Source organism: Salinicola halophyticus (genome assembly GCF_003206695.1).
Taxonomy (GTDB): domain Bacteria; phylum Pseudomonadota; class Gammaproteobacteria; order Pseudomonadales; family Halomonadaceae; genus Salinicola; species Salinicola halophyticus.
Map to the genome: position 1 here is coordinate 338,837 of NZ_PZJN01000003.1, position 15,520 is coordinate 354,356.

The window sequence follows — 15,520 nt, forward strand, 5'->3', positions numbered from 1 at the left end:
CCCACTACCTTACTGATAGATGTCCGACGGGCCCAATCGAAATCGCGCAACGCGGCATTCAACCCGTGAATGACGAGCGTCCCGTCAGCCGATGATCGGCGTGCGCTGACAGGACGGGACGCGAAGGGGAGATCAGCTTTCGGCGGGGAACGTCGGCTGGATCCGGATGGCGCCCATCTCGTCGGCGCGCGATACCGTGCAGCCGAGGTCGTTGACGCGCCCATCGGTGAGGCCGTAGACCCAGCCGTGCACTGACAATGGCTGGTTGCGCTCCCAGGCGCGCTGAATGATCTTGGTACGACACAGGTTGGCCACCTGGAGACGAACGTTGTGTTCGCACATCCGATCGATCTGCTCTTCCAGGGGCAGTGACTCGAGGGTGGGGCGATGCTGCTGGTAGAGCTCGCTGATGCTGTTGAGCCAGTAGTCGACGATACCGTGTTCTCCCCCGGTGATCGCCGCCTTGACCCCGCCACAGCCGTAGTGTCCGACGACCATGATGTGCTTGACCTTGAGCACGTCGACGGCGAACTGGACGACCGACAGCGCGTTCATGTCGTTGTGGTAGATCAGGTTGGCGACATTGCGGTGAACGAACACTTCGCCGGGCGGCAGATCGACGATCTGATTGGCAGGCACGCGGCTGTCGGAGCAGCCGATCCAGAGATAGTCGGGATTCTGCTGCTGAGAAAGCTGCGCGAAGAAGTTCGGATCTCGCTGCTGAACCCCGTCGGCCCAGCGTCGATTCTGTTCGAGTAGCGTGTTGATATCGCTCATGGCAGCACCCTGAGATACGTGAATCGGCGGACGTCTTGTCGCGCCGGCAAAGCGATGATTCTAGGCTATCCGAGGGGATTTTCGAAGGCATGGCGAAGGCGTGCTGAAGGAGGGGCTCAACGGGCCCGATGGCATCGCCAACGCTAGCATCCTATCCCCAAAGCTTTTTTTATATCGCCCTCATAGGCACGGTCTTTTTCGACAGACGACCGAGGCTGGTATCATCGCGGCATTATGTTCCCAAGATCTTGATTCAAGGAGTTTCACCGTGGCGAATTACGATTACGATCTCTTCGTGATAGGAGCCGGTTCCGGCGGCGTGCGTGCCGCACGAACGGCCGCAGCGACGGGCGCCAGAGTCGCGGTTGCCGAGGACCGCTATCTCGGCGGTACCTGCGTCAACGTAGGCTGCGTGCCGAAGAAGCTGTACTCCTATGCGGCGCATTTCCATGACGCGTTCGAAGACAGCGCGGGGTTTGGCTGGACGATCCCGCAGGCACCGACGTTTGACTGGGCGACACTGCGCGACAACAAGATCGAGGAGATCAAGCGCCTCAACGGTATCTACAGCCGATTGCTGGATGGCGTCGGCGTCACGCTGATCAATGGTCGTGCCAAGGTTGTCGATGCCAACGCCGTCGAGATCAACGGCGATCGCGTCACCGCCGAGAAGATACTGGTGGCGGTGGGGGGCTGGCCCTGGACGCCCGAGTTCGAGGGCAGTGAACACACTATCAACTCCAACCAGGTATTCGATCTCGACAGCTTTCCCAAGCGCTTCCTGGTGCTGGGCGGTGGCTACATCGCCGTCGAGTTCGCCAGCATCTTCAACGGCCTCGGCGCGGACACGAGCCTGATCTACCGTGGGGAGCTGTTCCTGCGTGGTTTCGATCGGGAAGTGCGAGAGTTCACCCGCGACGAAATGGTCAAGAAAGGGGTCGACCTGCATTTCAAGACCAATATCGAGCGCATTCGCAAGGTAGAGAGCGGGCTCGAGGTGACGTTGACCAGCGGCGAGCAGTTCGAAGTTGACGCCGTACTCGCCGCCACCGGCCGTCGGCCCCACCTGGAAGGGCTGGGACTGGAGGCGCTGGGCGTCGAGCTCAACACCGATGGTACGCTCAAGGTCAACGAACGCTACGAATCCTCGGTGCCCTCGATCCTCGGCCTAGGTGACGTGACCGGCGGCCCCGAATTGACCCCGGTTGCGCTCGCCGAGGCAATGCACCTGGTCCAGCACCACTTCACCCAGAACGAGGGCGGCAAGACGCCAGCACCGCTCGACTATCAGAACATCGCGACGGCCGTGTTCTGTCACCCCAACATCGGCACCGTCGGCCTATCCGAAGAAGAGGCGCGGGAGCGTTTCGAGGCAGTGCGCATCTACAGCGCGGATTTCCGTCCGATGAAGCACACGCTATCCGGCAGTGACGAGCGTTGCCTGATGAAGCTGGTGGTCGATGACGAAAGCGATCGTGTCGTCGGCGCTCATATGGTGGGCGACGACGCAGGCGAGACCATTCAGGGAATCGCGATCGCCGTGCGAGCTCGGCTGACTAAGAGCGATTTCGATGCCACGGTGGGCATTCATCCCACCGCCGCGGAAGAGTTCGTTACCATGCGCAGCGTGACGCGACGCTGATCATTGCCGATCGCTGAACGTCAAAGTGGCCGCCCGGCAGGGCGGCTATCGCTTCGGTTCATCGCATTTCGTCAATCGGCAGGCTCCGGTCATGCAGCAACGGCGGCAGGTCGCCACAAGCCCACTCTCTTGGCGTCGCTGCTACATCGAAGCCCCGTACCTCATCGCTTCCCGGGATTTCCCCGACTACTTTTCCTCACGGCCCTTCGCTTGTCGTCTAGACTTCGGGTATCGAGGCAGTCGCAAGCCCGCCAGCATATAAATATTATTTATTGAATATGCGCGGCTAAATAACCTGTCGTTTGAAGGTTGGCTGACTCACTGTTATTCTGAATCCCAAATTCGCCATAGCGACGATGACGATGACCAACCCCAACCCGGCATTTACGCCCTCGGCAGATCTGGCAAGGCCTACCGTGGCCGATGCCGTCGTCGGCAAGCCTGACATGCCTCTCTTCATCCGCAAGCCCACCACGGAAGATGGCTGGGGTATCTACGAGCTGGTCAAGGCGTGCCCACCGCTCGATGTCAATTCCGGCTACGCCTATCTGCTACTGGCAACGCAGTTCCGCGACAGTTGCGCTGTCGCGACCACCGAAGACGGCGAAATCGTCGGCTTCGTCTCGGGTTACGTCAAGGCTGCAGCTCCCGACATCTACTTTCTATGGCAGGTGGCCGTGGGAGAAAAGGCTCGCGGTACCGGCCTGGCACGTCGTCTGGTAGAAGCCGTGCTGACGCGATCGGAGCTGTCGGGATTGAATCACCTGGAAACCACCATCACACCTGACAACCAGGCCTCGTGGGGGCTGTTTCGTCGGTTGGCCGATCGGTGGCAGGCGCCGCTCATCAGTCGCGAATATTTCTCTACCGATCAGCTGGGGGGCGAACACGATCCGGAGAATCTCGTCCGCATCGGCCCGTTCGATCCGCAGCGCATCCAGGGCTGACGGATCTAACGCCGCGCGCCGTTTTCTCGCTCGGCTTTTCCGCCTGATCGTTTACGCATTCACTGCGACTGTCCCAAGTCAATCACTCCACTATCGATATCCATCCACTGAGGAGGTTGTATGCAGACCCAGATTTTCGAACGCATGGAATCAGAAGTCCGGACCTATTCCCGCTCGTTTCCGGTCGTCTTCGGCAAGGCCCAGGGTGCCCGGCTGACCGACGAGGACGGCCGCGAATACATCGACTTTCTCGCCGGCGCCGGCACGCTCAACTACGGCCACAACCATCCCAAGCTGCAGGAAGCGCTGGTCGAGTACATTACCTCCAATGGCATCGTTCATGGCCTGGACATGTGGTCGACGGCCAAGCGCGACTATCTCGAGGCGCTGGAAGAATTGATCTTCAAGCCGCGTGGACTGGACTACAAGGTTCATCTGCCCGGCCCGACCGGCACCAACGCCACCGAAGCGGCCATTCGCCTGGCCCGGGTCGCCAAGGGACGCCACAACATCGTCACTTTCACCAACGGTTTCCATGGCGTGACCATGGGCGCGCTGGCGACGACCGGTAACCGCAAGTTCCGCGAAGCCACCGGGGGCATTCCCACCCAGGGGGCCAGCTTCCTGCCGTTCGACGGCTACCTCGGCGAAGGCGTCGACACGCTCGACTATTTCGAGAAGCTGCTGGGCGACAAATCCGGCGGTCTCGATGTGCCGGCCGGTGTGATCGTCGAGACGGTGCAGGGCGAGGGCGGTATCAACCCCGCCGGGCTGGATTGGCTCAAGCGGCTCGAAGGCATCTGCCGCGCGCACGACATCCTGCTGATCGTCGATGACATTCAGGCGGGCTGCGGTCGTACCGGTAAGTTCTTCAGCTTCGAGCACGCCAATATCGTGCCCGACATCGTGACCAACTCGAAATCGCTGTCCGCCTATGGCCTGCCGTTCGCCCACGTGCTGATGCGCCCCGAGCTGGACAAATGGAAGCCGGGCCAATACAACGGCACCTTCCGCGGCTTCAACATGGCCTTCGTGACGGCTACTGCCGCGCTCAAGCATTTCTGGAGCGACGACCAGTTCGAGCTCGAGGTGCAGCGCAAGGGCCGCATCGTCCAGGAGCGCTTTGCCAGAATTGCCGCTTCGCTGACCGAGATGGGCTATCCGGCAAGCGAGCGCGGCCGCGGGCTGATGCGTGGCATCGACGTTCGCGACGGCGAGGTGGCGGACAAGATTACCGCCAAGGCCTTCGAGAACGGCTTGATCATCGAAACTGCCGGTCAGGGCGGTCAGGTCATCAAGTGCCTCTGCCCGCTGGTGATCAGCGATGAAGACCTGCTCGAAGGTCTGGACATTCTGGAGCGCAGCACTCGGGAAGCTCTAGCTTAAACGCGACACTGACCCGGAAAAGCGGCCCTCAGGGGCTGCTTTTCATTCCCTGCATCACTTACCAGGAGTTATGATCGATGATCGTACGTAATCTTCAAGAGTGCATGAAAACCGACCGTTTCGTGGAAGCCGAGAACGGCAACTGGGACAGCACCCGCTTGATGCTGGCCGAGGATAACTGTGGCTTTTCGTTCAACATCACCCGAATTCATCCGGGCACAGAAACCCACATTCACTACAAGAATCACATCGAAGCGGTATTCTGCTACGAGGGTGAAGGGGAAGTGGAAACCATCGCCGATGGCAAGATTCATACCATCAAGGCAGGCGACATGTACCTTCTGGACCAGCACGACGAGCATTGGCTGCGCGGCAAGGAGAAGGGCATGACCGTCGCCTGCGTCTTCAGCCCGGCATTGACCGGTCGCGAAATCCATCGTGAAGACGGCTCCTACGCGCCGGCGGACGACTGATTCGACCCGTGTGAAGTGCCAGCGTCAACGGGGCGCTACCAGCCTATGACGCTGGCAAAAAAAAGACCGCCAACGGCGGTCTTTTTTCGTTTCGAGGCGTCGTTCAACCCAACGCTAGCGACACCAGCGGCTCTGCCATCGGTAGACGGCTGTCCACGGACATCATCACGCTCAACGCCGTCACCACCATGATCGAGATGCCGAAGACCTTGCGGGCCCAGGCTTCGTTATTGGTGGTCCGGAAGCCTCTGAGCGTAATACTGAGCCAGTAACCGCCGACGGCAACGGCAACGATGGCGTAAGCCCATCCCGTATAGCCGGCGACCGACAGCATGACCGAGGCGATCACGAACAGCACCGTGTAGATCACGATATGTCGCTTCGCGACGGCGATGCCGCATTTCACCGGAAGCACCGGTATCGATGCCGAGGCGTAGTCGTCGAACCGGAAAATGGCGATGGCGTAGGAGTGGGGCATCTGCCACATGCTGAAGATGATCAGCAACAGCAGGGCACCCAGATCGAACGTCCCCGTTACCGCACAGTAGCCGATGACCGGCGGCGATGCCCCGGACAGACTGCCGATCAGCGTGCTGTAGACCGAATTCCGTTTGAGATAGAGGCTGTAGGCACCGACATAGATGGCGAAACCGAATGCCGCGAATCCTGTGGCCATGGGCGTGGTCATCCACGCCAGCAGACCGAAGCCGACAACGCCCATCAGACAGCCCAGCAGCAGGGCGATCGGAATCGAAATCTCGCCGGTCACCATGGCACGAGACTGGGTACGTGCCATGTGGCCATCGATATCGCGGTCGATCACGTTATTGAAAACGCAGCCGGACGCGACGACCAACGACGTGCCGAGTACCGTTGCCAGGAACAACCACAGATCGAAACGGCCACCGGCGGCCAGAAAATAGCCGCCGATGACTGTCACGAGATTGCCGAAGATGATGCCGGGCTTGGTCAGCGCCAAATAGGGCTTCAAGGCCATTTGCAGGTTAGCCCAGCATCATGTTGATGTGGATGTTGTGCATGATCCACAGAGAACCGCCAACGATCAGCGTCAGGATACCGATAGTAAAGATGAAGGAAATCACGTTCCAGCCGCCTTCGGACTTGGTATTCAAGTGCATGAAGAGAATCAGCTGCACGAGCACCTGAATGATGGCGGTAACGACGACCGTGATCATCATTGCCGGGATGCCGAAGCTGCCGGTCATGACGACGCCGAATGAAATCAGCGTCAACACGATCGAAAGCACGAGCCCGATGATGTAGGACTTGTAGCTGCCGTGACTGGCGCCGTCGTGCGAGGTGTGAATATCGCTCATGTCACATGGCTCCTATCAGGTAGACGAAGGAGAAGACGCAGATCCAGACGATGTCCAGGAAGTGCCAGAAGAGACTGAGGCACAGCATCCGCGGCATGGTCACGCTGTCGAGTCCGCGCTTGGAGATCTGGAAGAACATGATCGCGATCCAGATCAGACCGAATGTCACGTGCAGGCCGTGCGTCCCGACCAGGGTAAAGAATGCTGACAGGAACGCGCTGCGGTCCGGACCGGCACCTTCGGCGATCAGATGATGGAATTCGTAGATTTCCATCGAGATGAAGCCGGCGCCCAGCAGAAACGTCACTGCCAGCCATTTCAGAACCGCGCCGCGGTCACCCGCATTCTGCGCCAGTACCGCCAGGCCGAAGGTGAAACTACTGATCAACAGCAGGAAGGTCTCGACCAGCACGAAGGGCAGTTCGAAGATCTCCTGGGAGGTCGGGCCGCCGGCGGTCGCCGTGGCCAGCACGCCGAAGGTCGCGAACAGCGAGCCGAAAATCACCAGGTCGCTCATCAGGTAGATCCAGAACCCGAAGACCTTCATTGCGCCTGCGTCGTGGTGCTCATGCCCGTCGTGGGCATGAGCGTCATGTTGCTTGATTGTGTCGGTTGCCATGATTAAGCCTGCATCTCCAACCGTTTGTGGTATTCACGCTCGGTCCTTTCGACCTCGGCAGCGCTGACGTGGTAGTCGGTATCGTTATTGAAGATACGGAACATGAACGTCACGAACATGCCAATGGCGCCAACGCCTACCAGCCACCAGATGTGCCAGATCAACGCGAAACCGAAGAACAGGGCGAACAGCGACATGATCGGACCTTCGGCCGTGTTCTTGGGCATGTGAATGTCCTCGAACTTGGTCGCCAGCTCGCGCTTAAAGCCACCCGGCTGCTGCTTCATCTCCCAGTAGCTGTCGATGGACGCGACATCGGGCAGGTAAGCGAAGTTGTAGTTCGGGGGCGGAGAGGAGGTGGACCACTCCAGCGTACGCCCATCCCACGGATCGCCGGTCAGATCACGGTTCTTCTCGCGATCGCGAATACTGACGACGAGCTGGATCACGATGCAGGCAATGCCGCAGGCGATGATCACCGCGCCAAACCAGGCCACGATCATCAGCGGCTGCCACTCGGTCTGTTCATAGGACTGCATCCGGCGCATAGCACCGAAGAAGCTCAGCGCATACAGCGGCATGAACGCGACGTAGAAGCCGATCAGCCAGCACCAGAAGGAGCGCTTGCCCCATTTTTCACTCAGCGTGAAGCCGAAGGCTTTCGGGAACCAGTACGTGAAGCCGGCCATCATCCCGAACACCACGCCGCCGATGATGACGTTATGGAAGTGAGCGATGACGAACAGACTGTTGTGCAGCACGAAGTTGGCACCCGGTACAGCCAGCATGACACCGGTCATACCGCCCAGAGTAAAGGTGATGATGAAACCGATCGTCCAGAGTACCGGGGTCGTGAACTGGATGCGCCCGCGATACATGGTGAACAGCCAGTTGAATATCTTCACCCCGGTCGGAATCGCGATGATCATCGTCATGATGCCGAAGAAGGCATTGACGTTGGCTCCCGCACCCATGGTGAAGAAGTGGTGCAGCCATACGATGAACGACAATACGGTGATCGCCGCCGTGGCCCAGACCATGGTCTTGTAGCCGAACAGACGCTTCTTGGTAAAGGTCGCGATGACCTCGGAGAAGACACCAAACGCTGGCAAGATCAAGATATAGACTTCCGGGTGGCCCCAGGCCCAGATGAGGTTGACGTACATCATCTGGCTGCCGCCCATATCATTGGTGAAGAAGTGCATGCCCAGATAGCGATCCAGAGTCAGCAGGGCGATGGTCACGGTCAGGATCGGGAACGACAGAATGATCAGCACGTTGGTGCAGAGCGCGGTCCAGGTGAAGATCGGCATGCGGAACAGGGACATGCCCTTGGTGCGCATTTTCAGGATGGTGACGAAGAAGTTGATCCCCGTCAGCGTGGTCCCGATACCCGAGAGCTGCAATGCCCATATCCAGTAATCGACGCCGACATCCGGACTGTATTGCAATTCCGATAATGGCGCATAGGCCAGCCAGCCGGTCTTGGCGAACTCACCGATGACCAGCGACATGTTCACCAGAATCATGCCCACCGCGAACAGCCAGAAACTCAGGTTGTTCATGAACGGGAAGGCCACGTCACGGGCGCCGATCTGCAGCGGCACGACCAGGTTCATCAGACCGATGACCATGGGCATGGCGACGAAGAAGATCATGATGACACCGTGAGCGGTGAAGATCTGATCGAAGTGGTGGGGCGGCAAGTATCCTTCGGCGCCACCAGCGGCCAGAGCCTGCTGAGTCCGCATCATGATCGCGTCGGCGAAACCGCGGACGAGCATGACCAGGGCAACGAGAAAATACATTACACCGATCTTCTTGTGATCGATGGACGTCACCCAATCGGTCCAGAGATAGCCCCACTTGCCGTAGTAGGTAATCAAACCGACGACCAGCGCACCAATGATGCCGATGGCCGCCGCGGTGACCATGATGATCGGCTCATGGAAGGGAATCGAATCTAAACTGAGTTTTCCAAACATGACGTTACTCCGCTGCCTGCGCACTCATGGGCATTGAAGACTCCCGTGCTTCGTTGTGCTCGCCATGGTTGTCCGTACCCCCATGACCCGCTTTGTAACTTTTGATCAGATCGCCGTAGAAATCCGGCGAGACCTGCGAAAAGTATTCTACTGGATTGGCAATCGAGGGCTTGGCGATCTGGTCATAGTTCTCCGGGAACATCATGCTCTTGGGAGACTGTTTGACCTTGTCGACCCACGCCTGGTAGTCCGATTCCGTCGCCACATTGGTGTCGAACAGCATTTCGGAGAAACCTTCACCGCTGTAATGCGTCGAACGACCACGGAAGGAGCCTGTTTCATTGCCTTCCAGATACACGTCGTTGTCCATTCCGGCCATGGCATAGATCTGGCTGCCCAGGGTGGGAACCATGAACGAATTCATGACGGTGCCCGAGGTCACGCGGAAATGAATCGGCGTATCTACCGGAATGGTCAGCTCATTGACCGTCGCGATGCCTTCGTCGGGATAGATGAACAGCCATTTCCAGTCGAGCGAAATCGCATCGATGGTCATGGTTTCGTCTTCACTGGCGATCGGCTTGTGCGGGTCGTAAGAGTGCGACGTCTGCCATGTCAGGATGGCAAGGAAAAAGATGATGACGCACGGAATGGCCCACACGAATATCTCGATGATGTTCGAATGTTCCCAGTTCGGCGTGTACTTGGCCGCAAGGTTGGTCCCGCGATATTTCCACGCAAACAGAATGGTCATCACGATGACCGGAATGACCACGATCAACATCAAGCCAAAGGCCGTAATGATCAGCGATTTAAGACCCTGGCCGACCTGGCCGGTCGGGTCCATCAAGGCGGATCCACAACCACTCAACAACAATGGCGCGGTTAACCACGTCATCACACTCAAATACTTGAGGGAGTTCCTTTTTCTCATCTCACGACCCCAGTGGAGGAAAGCTTTTCGGCCCTGCAACAATCGGTTAGCGGCCTGCATCATACGCTGCTAGCCAGGGCTGACAACTCTGACAAGACGCGCAGTGGCGCACCGAGCATCGGACGTCGCCAACGAAGTAGGGATTTCGCGGTCGGTAGTGTACCGAAAAATTGGCTTATCATCAGACGATGACGCCAAACTCATCATCAATGTGGCGATATGTCGCAGACCGTCGCGGTCTGATCGCCGTCATTTCAGCTTAAGCGTAGCGCAACTCCGTGGTGATGTACGCATGAGAGATGTACGGATTCCGGCCGCGCGTAGATGCACGAATCCTCGACGGTGAGAAACCGGTTGCTGAAAATCCTGGAGCGGACGTGTCCGGTGCTGCTCCCAGGTGCCAGGCCTTACTTCGCATAATATATATTATGTTAAATACATTATGTTGGGCGTGAATCTGCTCGGGATACTCCACCAACTTGTTACGCCTCTCTCGTTCACTCGCTCAAACCCTGGCGGCGTTCGGTGGCTCCCGTCGACGCTAGCGCGTAGAATATGCCGCTCTCGATACTTGCCCGGGAATATCGATGCACGATTCGGATGTACTCCTCAAGCAGGCAGACCAACAGTGTCAGGAACGCGGCGTTCGATTCACGCCGATTCGCCGACGCGTGCTGGAAATGATCTCCGGAACGCCCGGCGGCCTCAAAGCCTACGATCTGCTCGATCGCCTTTCGGACGAACATGCCGCGGCCAGACCGCCGACGGTCTACCGCGCCCTGGATTTTTTGATCGAGCAAGGCCTGGTTCATCGCATCGAATCGCTCAACGCCTATATCGCCTGTCCATGCCCCGAGCATGTGCATCGATTTCAGCTGCTGATCTGTCGTCACTGCGGCCGCGTCGAAGAGCTGCATCAGGAAGCCGTGGGAGAAATGCTATCCCGCACGGCCCGCGAACGCGGATTCACGATCCAGCGTCAGACCATCGAGCTGCTGGGTGCCTGTGATGCCTGTCTCGAGAAAGCCTGATCGCGCGGCGATCGAACACGCCTAACGGAAAACCTCATGCCCGGACTTTTTCACGATCTCGAACGCTCGACATCTGGCGCTCAGGTAGCGACGGATGACTTGCTGTCGGCCGCTAAGTGGAACGATGACGGCCTGATTCCCGCCATTGCACAGCAGCATGATAGCGGCGAAGTGTTGATGATGGCCTGGATGAACCGTGCGGCCTTGGAGGAAACGCTGAGTACGGGACGAGTGTGCTACTGGTCCCGTTCGCGGCAGGCCTTCTGGCGCAAAGGGGAAACCTCGGGTCAGCAGCAACAGTTGATCGAGGCGCGGTTCGACTGCGACGGCGACACCGTATTGCTCAAGGTCGATCAGTCCGGACCGGCCTGCCATACCGGTCGCCGCAGCTGCTTTTATCTCAGGCTGACACCTACCGTTGCCGAGATCGACCGGGAGCCGCTGATTTCCCCCGATCAGCTCTACGCCGGGAAGCGCTGAGGCCCGCCGTGATCGCCAAGCTCGCCACCTGGCTGCTAACCGCGCTGATCCAGGTCTACCGCTACGGAATCAGCCCCCTGCTCGGCCCGCGCTGTCGCTTCTGGCCCACCTGCTCCAGTTATGCGCTGGAAGCCATCCGTCTACATGGGCCATGGCGTGGTGGCTGGCTGGCGATTCGCCGGCTGTCGAAATGCCACCCGTTTCATGCCGGCGGTGTCGATCCCGTTCCCGAACCCGGCGGCTGTCATTGCCAGTCCGACAACGGCATTGATGACGACGCGGACAACGCTGGCGACGATCATGACGCACCCGATCGGCGCCAATGAGGGTTGGCCACGATCGCGATCAGTGAAGTTTCTGTTCGGTTCGCGCTTCACGCGCGATGGCATAGATTCGCTCGATCATGGCATGCAAGCCATTGCTGCGGGTTGGGGACAGATGCTTGTCGAGTCCCAGCTCGGTGAGAAATTCGGGCTCGCCGTCGAGAATTTCCTGCGGCTCACGATCATCGTAGAGTCGCATCAGAATGGCGATCAGACCGCTGACGATGGCGGCATCGGAAGTCGCCCGGAAGTGCAGCCGCCCCGCCTCTTGCGTGGATCGTAGCCAGACATTGGATTGGCAGCCTTCAATCTTGTAAGCCACGATCTTGTCTCCCTCCGGGTATTCCGGGAGTTGGCGGCCCATATCGATGATGTACTGGTACCGATCCATCCAGTTGTCGAACATCGAAAACTCGTCCTGCAATTCGGCCTGGGCCTCGCGGATACTCATAGCGCCTCCTGTGATGAATGTCGTCATTATAGGGCTTTGACGATCGAATCCCCAGAGATGCGCCCTCTCCCATTACATAGTCTTTTTACGTATACAGTTTACGTAAATCGCCTATGCTATCTCTCAGGAGCCATCAGAAGCTCCGGCATCATCAGCAACGCAAGGGAAATCGACATGGCACGTAATGGTATTCGTTACGACGACGTCTGCCGCGCCATCGACACGCTGCAGCAGCGTGGCGAAACGGTCAGCGTCCAGAAAATCCGTGAGCTTCTCGGTACGGGCAGCTACACCACGATCAGCGATCACCTTCGAGAATGGCGTCTCCGCCAGAGCGGCGGCTCGGTGCAGTCCATTCCGCGCAACCTCGAGCGTCCCGAAGGTCTCGACACCTGGGTGGCGGATATCTGGGACAAGGCACAGCAGGCGGCCTACGAAAAACTGGCGATCTATCGGCAGGAGGCGGACGACCAGATCCGTGAAGCCGACGAAATCGGCCAGCAGGCTCAACGCCAGAGTGAAAACGCCGAGCAGCGGCTACAGGCGCTCAATGACCATATGCTGCGCGTTCAGGAACGCCTCGAGAGCAAGACCACCGAAGCTGCCCATCTCCAGGCCGAGCTGCAGTCGTTGCACTCTACCCAAAGTCAGCAGCAAAAGCGGATTCTTCAGCTCGAGCAGACCTGCCAGCGCCACCAGTCCAGCCTGGAACAGGCGGAAAAGCAGCATCGTGACGCGATCGCCAAGCAGCATCAGGCCAACCAGGCCAAGCTCGCCCAGGAAGAAAAGCGTCATGAGTCCGCCGAGGCTCGCCTCATGGGCTTGCTGGAGGATGCACGGCAGGAGCGCCTGAAGCAGGAAAAACAGTACGAGCAACGTCTGGCGTCACTCGATCAGCGCTGCGAACGCTTGCAGCACGACCTCTCCGAACAGCGCCGCCAGTATGGGCAGCTGCAGGAATCCCTGCGCGCCGACAAGGTGCACATGGAGCAGGCCGAGAGCGAAAAACGCGTCAGCGACGATCGGGTCAAATCCATCCAGCAGGAGCGCCAGCGCCTCGAGAGCGAGCTCAAGAACCTACGCGCGGCCAACCGAGAACTCCACGATCGACTGTCTCGCGCCGCTCTGCCGCCCACGGCGAGTTGAGGCGAGGCCCTTTTCCAGACGGCGTCGGCCAGTGGTCGTCGGTCAGTGAGTGTCGGGTGGCAACAGCCCCGCTTCCTCGTAATAGCGTCGCGCTCCCGGGTGAAGGGGCGCGGTCAAGCCATTGTCGATCATGCCTCTCGGCGTCAATCTTGCCAATGAAGGGTGCGAGCGACGAAAGCCATCCAGGTGCTCGAACACGCTCTTGACCAGCTGATAGACGCTCTCTTCACTCACATCCGCCCGCGTCATCAGCGTCGCCCTGACGCCGAAAGTGGTCGTGTCGTCCGGCGTATTGGCGTAGGTACCGCCGGGGATCACGGTAACGCTGTAGTAAGGCGTTTCGGCAATCAGTCTGGCGACGTCCGACCCCGATACCTGGACCAGATGTGCGCCGCAACGTCGCGTCGCGTTGTCGATCGCTCTCGAGGGATGACCGACGACGTAGAAAAACGCATCCAGCTTGCCGCTGCACATCACCCGGGTCATGTCTTCCGGCTTCAGCTCGCTAGCCAGTGTAAAGACGCTTTCCGTCTCACCCTTGACCTTCAGCAAAGCATCCAGCGTGGCACGATGGCCGGACCCGGGGTTGCCGACGTTGACTCGCTTGCCCATCAGGTCATCGAACCGGCGGATCCCGGGCGACGTGGCGACGACCGTGAAAGCCTCTGCGTGCAATGAGAAAAGCGCTCTCAGCTCGGGGCTGGGGCCGCTGTCGTAGAACTCTGCGGTGCCCTGCAGCGCGGCGTACTGGATGTCCGACTGGACAATGCCGAAATCGAAGTCACGGGTCCGTACGCCGTTGGCGTTGTAGAGCGAGCCCCCGGTCGACAGTGCCTCACAGTCCGAACCGGTGGACTGCTGATAGAGATGACAGATGGCTTGGCCGACGGTCAGATAGACGCCGGAAGCGTCGCCGGTGCCGATCACGATCGGCGCGCCAGCCCAGCTAGCACTTCCCCAGCACATCAACAGGCATGCCACGAAATAACGGCCCGCCCGCCCTGTTGTCGTCGAACGCATCCGCATCTCTCCGCAACGATACCCTGCCGAGCTGGAACGCCCGGCGCTAATTCAGCGTATCGGCCGCGGCAGCCAAAGCTGAATGCAGCCGCGAGACTGACACATGACTGGCGAGGCCATGACGCGACCGGTAAGCAGTCGCGCCCGTGGCGCGTGAGATGGTCGAGCGGACGCGGCGGCTGATCAGAGGCACGCGTTGGTTGCTCAATAGTACGCGTTGGTAGTGTCGGTGTGATCGGTCACGTCGCGAATGCCGGCCAGCTCGGGAATCCGTTCCATCAATGTCTTCTCGACCCCTTCCTTCAGCGTCAGATCGACGGCCGCACAGCCCTGGCAACCACCGCCGAACTGCAGCACGGCAATCTGCTCCTCGGTCAGCTGGATCAGCCTGATCTCGCCGCCATGCGACGCCAACCCCGGATTGATCTCGCTGTAGAGGATGTAGTTGACCTGGTCTTCCAGCGGGCTGTCGGCATTGACCTTCGGCATCTTGGCGTTAGGCGCCTTGATGGTCAGCTGGCCGCCCATGCGATCCGGGTTGAAATCGACAACGGCCTCTTCCAGGAACGGCACGCTGTTCTTGTCGAGATAGACGCTGAATCTTTCCAGCTCGAGTCGTTCGTCGGTCGGCTCTTCTTCTCCCGGACGGCAATAGGCAAGACAGGTCTCGGCGTACGGCGTACCGGGCTGGGTGATGAAGACCCGCACGGCGATATCGTCGACACCCTGCTTGGCCAGTAGATCGGCCAGATATTCCTGGCCGCTTTCGGTGATCTGAATCGGTTGGCTCATGGGACTGCGAACTCTGCTTGAGATGTACCATTATGGTAGGAAAAAGCGGGCATCAAAACAATCCCGAGTGATTTAGTCAGGCTTATTGATGCCGGCCGCGGTCTATCGCCCGAGTCCCGCCACCCGTGCCTTTCTGATACCATGCGGCCCCTCGGCGTCTCGGACGGGACGCGATCC

General features: G+C 59.2%; 17 protein-coding genes. 8 read left to right on the plus strand and 9 right to left on the minus strand.

Annotation, left to right across the window (positions count from 1 at the left end):
- Positions 1 to 132 precede the first annotated feature (132 nt).
- Complete coding sequence (gene can, locus DOM58_RS03640; protein ID WP_075562283.1) at positions 133 to 777, minus strand: carbonate dehydratase; 645 nt, start codon at positions 775 to 777, stop codon at positions 133 to 135.
- A 268-nt stretch (positions 778 to 1,045) separates the two neighbouring features.
- Between can and gorA the strand changes: the two genes are divergently transcribed.
- The 4 genes from gorA to DOM58_RS03660 all read left to right on the plus strand — a co-directional run bounded on the left by gorA (position 1,046) and on the right by DOM58_RS03660 (position 5,225).
- Positions 1,046 to 2,419: a glutathione-disulfide reductase gene (gorA, locus tag DOM58_RS03645; RefSeq protein WP_110691799.1), complete on the plus strand. Its 1,374-nt coding sequence runs from the start codon at positions 1,046 to 1,048 to the stop codon at positions 2,417 to 2,419.
- 362 nt (positions 2,420 to 2,781) lie between these two features.
- Positions 2,782 to 3,366 (plus strand): diaminobutyrate acetyltransferase, encoded by a 585-nt coding sequence (gene ectA, locus DOM58_RS03650; RefSeq protein ID WP_075562285.1) that lies wholly within the window; start codon positions 2,782 to 2,784, stop codon positions 3,364 to 3,366.
- A gap of 120 nt (positions 3,367 to 3,486) precedes the next feature.
- Entirely contained in the window at positions 3,487 to 4,752 is a 1,266-nt protein-coding gene (ectB, locus tag DOM58_RS03655; RefSeq protein WP_075562286.1) for a diaminobutyrate--2-oxoglutarate transaminase, read from the plus strand.
- 77 nt (positions 4,753 to 4,829) lie between these two features.
- Positions 4,830 to 5,225 (plus strand): ectoine synthase, encoded by a 396-nt coding sequence (locus tag DOM58_RS03660; protein ID WP_075562287.1) that lies wholly within the window; start codon positions 4,830 to 4,832, stop codon positions 5,223 to 5,225.
- Between the two features lie 103 nt (positions 5,226 to 5,328).
- On the opposite strand, the gene cyoE is transcribed toward DOM58_RS03660, so the two are convergent.
- From cyoE to cyoA, 5 genes are read right to left on the minus strand one after another with little or no spacing between them, the layout of a single operon-like run.
- Positions 5,329 to 6,222 (minus strand): heme o synthase, encoded by an 894-nt coding sequence (gene cyoE, locus DOM58_RS03665; RefSeq protein ID WP_075562288.1) that lies wholly within the window; start codon positions 6,220 to 6,222, stop codon positions 5,329 to 5,331.
- A gap of 7 nt (positions 6,223 to 6,229) precedes the next feature.
- Positions 6,230 to 6,562 (minus strand): cytochrome o ubiquinol oxidase subunit IV, encoded by a 333-nt coding sequence (gene cyoD, locus DOM58_RS03670; RefSeq protein WP_110691800.1) that lies wholly within the window; start codon positions 6,560 to 6,562, stop codon positions 6,230 to 6,232.
- A 1-nt stretch (position 6,563) separates the two neighbouring features.
- Entirely contained in the window at positions 6,564 to 7,181 is a 618-nt protein-coding gene (cyoC, locus tag DOM58_RS03675) for a cytochrome o ubiquinol oxidase subunit III (RefSeq protein WP_075562290.1), read from the minus strand.
- A gap of 2 nt (positions 7,182 to 7,183) precedes the next feature.
- On the minus strand, positions 7,184 to 9,166 hold the full coding sequence (gene cyoB / locus DOM58_RS03680) for a cytochrome o ubiquinol oxidase subunit I (RefSeq protein WP_075562291.1): 1,983 nt from the start codon (positions 9,164 to 9,166) through the stop codon (positions 7,184 to 7,186).
- A gap of 4 nt (positions 9,167 to 9,170) precedes the next feature.
- Positions 9,171 to 10,163, minus strand: a complete 993-nt coding sequence (gene cyoA, locus DOM58_RS03685) for a ubiquinol oxidase subunit II (protein ID WP_342588580.1) — start codon at positions 10,161 to 10,163, stop codon at positions 9,171 to 9,173.
- A 524-nt stretch (positions 10,164 to 10,687) separates the two neighbouring features.
- Between cyoA and DOM58_RS03690 the strand changes: the two genes are divergently transcribed.
- The 3 genes from DOM58_RS03690 to yidD are packed head-to-tail and all read left to right on the plus strand — an operon-like array spanning position 10,688 to position 11,937.
- Positions 10,688 to 11,131 carry a transcriptional repressor gene (locus DOM58_RS03690; RefSeq protein WP_075562293.1) on the plus strand — a complete coding sequence of 148 codons (444 nt, stop codon included), beginning with the start codon at positions 10,688 to 10,690 and terminating at the stop codon, positions 11,129 to 11,131.
- 36 nt (positions 11,132 to 11,167) lie between these two features.
- Positions 11,168 to 11,611 (plus strand): phosphoribosyl-AMP cyclohydrolase, encoded by a 444-nt coding sequence (hisI, locus tag DOM58_RS03695; RefSeq protein ID WP_110691802.1) that lies wholly within the window; start codon positions 11,168 to 11,170, stop codon positions 11,609 to 11,611.
- An 8-nt stretch (positions 11,612 to 11,619) separates the two neighbouring features.
- Positions 11,620 to 11,937 carry a membrane protein insertion efficiency factor YidD gene (gene yidD / locus DOM58_RS03700; protein WP_425353383.1) on the plus strand — a complete coding sequence of 106 codons (318 nt, stop codon included), beginning with the start codon at positions 11,620 to 11,622 and terminating at the stop codon, positions 11,935 to 11,937.
- A 19-nt stretch (positions 11,938 to 11,956) separates the two neighbouring features.
- Here the strand turns inward: yidD and DOM58_RS03705 are convergent, their stop codons facing one another.
- The gene (locus DOM58_RS03705) at positions 11,957 to 12,385 is read right to left on the minus strand and encodes a SufE family protein (RefSeq protein ID WP_075562295.1); all 429 of its coding nucleotides are present in this window, start codon (positions 12,383 to 12,385) and stop codon (positions 11,957 to 11,959) included.
- 174 nt (positions 12,386 to 12,559) lie between these two features.
- Between DOM58_RS03705 and DOM58_RS03710 the strand changes: the two genes are divergently transcribed.
- Entirely contained in the window at positions 12,560 to 13,531 is a 972-nt protein-coding gene (locus DOM58_RS03710) for a DNA-binding protein (protein ID WP_075562296.1), read from the plus strand.
- A gap of 42 nt (positions 13,532 to 13,573) precedes the next feature.
- Here DOM58_RS03710 and DOM58_RS03715 read toward each other — a convergent pair whose 3' ends face one another.
- Together DOM58_RS03715 and nfuA are read right to left on the minus strand one after the other, a co-directional pair.
- Positions 13,574 to 14,551 (minus strand): TAXI family TRAP transporter solute-binding subunit, encoded by a 978-nt coding sequence (locus DOM58_RS03715; protein ID WP_223162125.1) that lies wholly within the window; start codon positions 14,549 to 14,551, stop codon positions 13,574 to 13,576.
- A gap of 204 nt (positions 14,552 to 14,755) precedes the next feature.
- Entirely contained in the window at positions 14,756 to 15,343 is a 588-nt protein-coding gene (gene nfuA, locus DOM58_RS03720; RefSeq protein ID WP_188113769.1) for a Fe-S biogenesis protein NfuA, read from the minus strand.
- Positions 15,344 to 15,520 lie beyond the last annotated feature (177 nt).

What these genes read in the sequence shown, in the direction of transcription:
- cyoD (WP_110691800.1), bottom strand. Translation starts at nt 6,562, where the DNA reads ATGAGCGATATTCACACCTCGCACGACGGCGCCAGTCACGGCAGCTAC.
- ectA (WP_075562285.1), top strand. Translation starts at nt 2,782, where the DNA reads ATGACCAACCCCAACCCGGCATTTACGCCCTCGGCAGATCTGGCAAGG.
- DOM58_RS03690 (WP_075562293.1), top strand. Translation starts at nt 10,688, where the DNA reads ATGCACGATTCGGATGTACTCCTCAAGCAGGCAGACCAACAGTGTCAG.
- cyoE (WP_075562288.1), bottom strand. Translation starts at nt 6,222, where the DNA reads ATGGCCTTGAAGCCCTATTTGGCGCTGACCAAGCCCGGCATCATCTTC.
- ectB (WP_075562286.1), top strand. Translation starts at nt 3,487, where the DNA reads ATGCAGACCCAGATTTTCGAACGCATGGAATCAGAAGTCCGGACCTAT.
- cyoC (WP_075562290.1), bottom strand. Translation starts at nt 7,181, where the DNA reads ATGGCAACCGACACAATCAAGCAACATGACGCTCATGCCCACGACGGG.
- cyoB (WP_075562291.1), bottom strand. Translation starts at nt 9,166, where the DNA reads ATGTTTGGAAAACTCAGTTTAGATTCGATTCCCTTCCATGAGCCGATC.
- DOM58_RS03660 (WP_075562287.1), top strand. Translation starts at nt 4,830, where the DNA reads ATGATCGTACGTAATCTTCAAGAGTGCATGAAAACCGACCGTTTCGTG.
- can (WP_075562283.1), bottom strand. Translation starts at nt 777, where the DNA reads ATGAGCGATATCAACACGCTACTCGAACAGAATCGACGCTGGGCCGAC.
- cyoA (WP_342588580.1), bottom strand. Translation starts at nt 10,163, where the DNA reads ATGATGCAGGCCGCTAACCGATTGTTGCAGGGCCGAAAAGCTTTCCTC.
- DOM58_RS03705 (WP_075562295.1), bottom strand. Translation starts at nt 12,385, where the DNA reads ATGAGTATCCGCGAGGCCCAGGCCGAATTGCAGGACGAGTTTTCGATG.
- DOM58_RS03710 (WP_075562296.1), top strand. Translation starts at nt 12,560, where the DNA reads ATGGCACGTAATGGTATTCGTTACGACGACGTCTGCCGCGCCATCGAC.
- hisI (WP_110691802.1), top strand. Translation starts at nt 11,168, where the DNA reads ATGCCCGGACTTTTTCACGATCTCGAACGCTCGACATCTGGCGCTCAG.
- DOM58_RS03715 (WP_223162125.1), bottom strand. Translation starts at nt 14,551, where the DNA reads ATGCGTTCGACGACAACAGGGCGGGCGGGCCGTTATTTCGTGGCATGC.
- nfuA (WP_188113769.1), bottom strand. Translation starts at nt 15,343, where the DNA reads ATGAGCCAACCGATTCAGATCACCGAAAGCGGCCAGGAATATCTGGCC.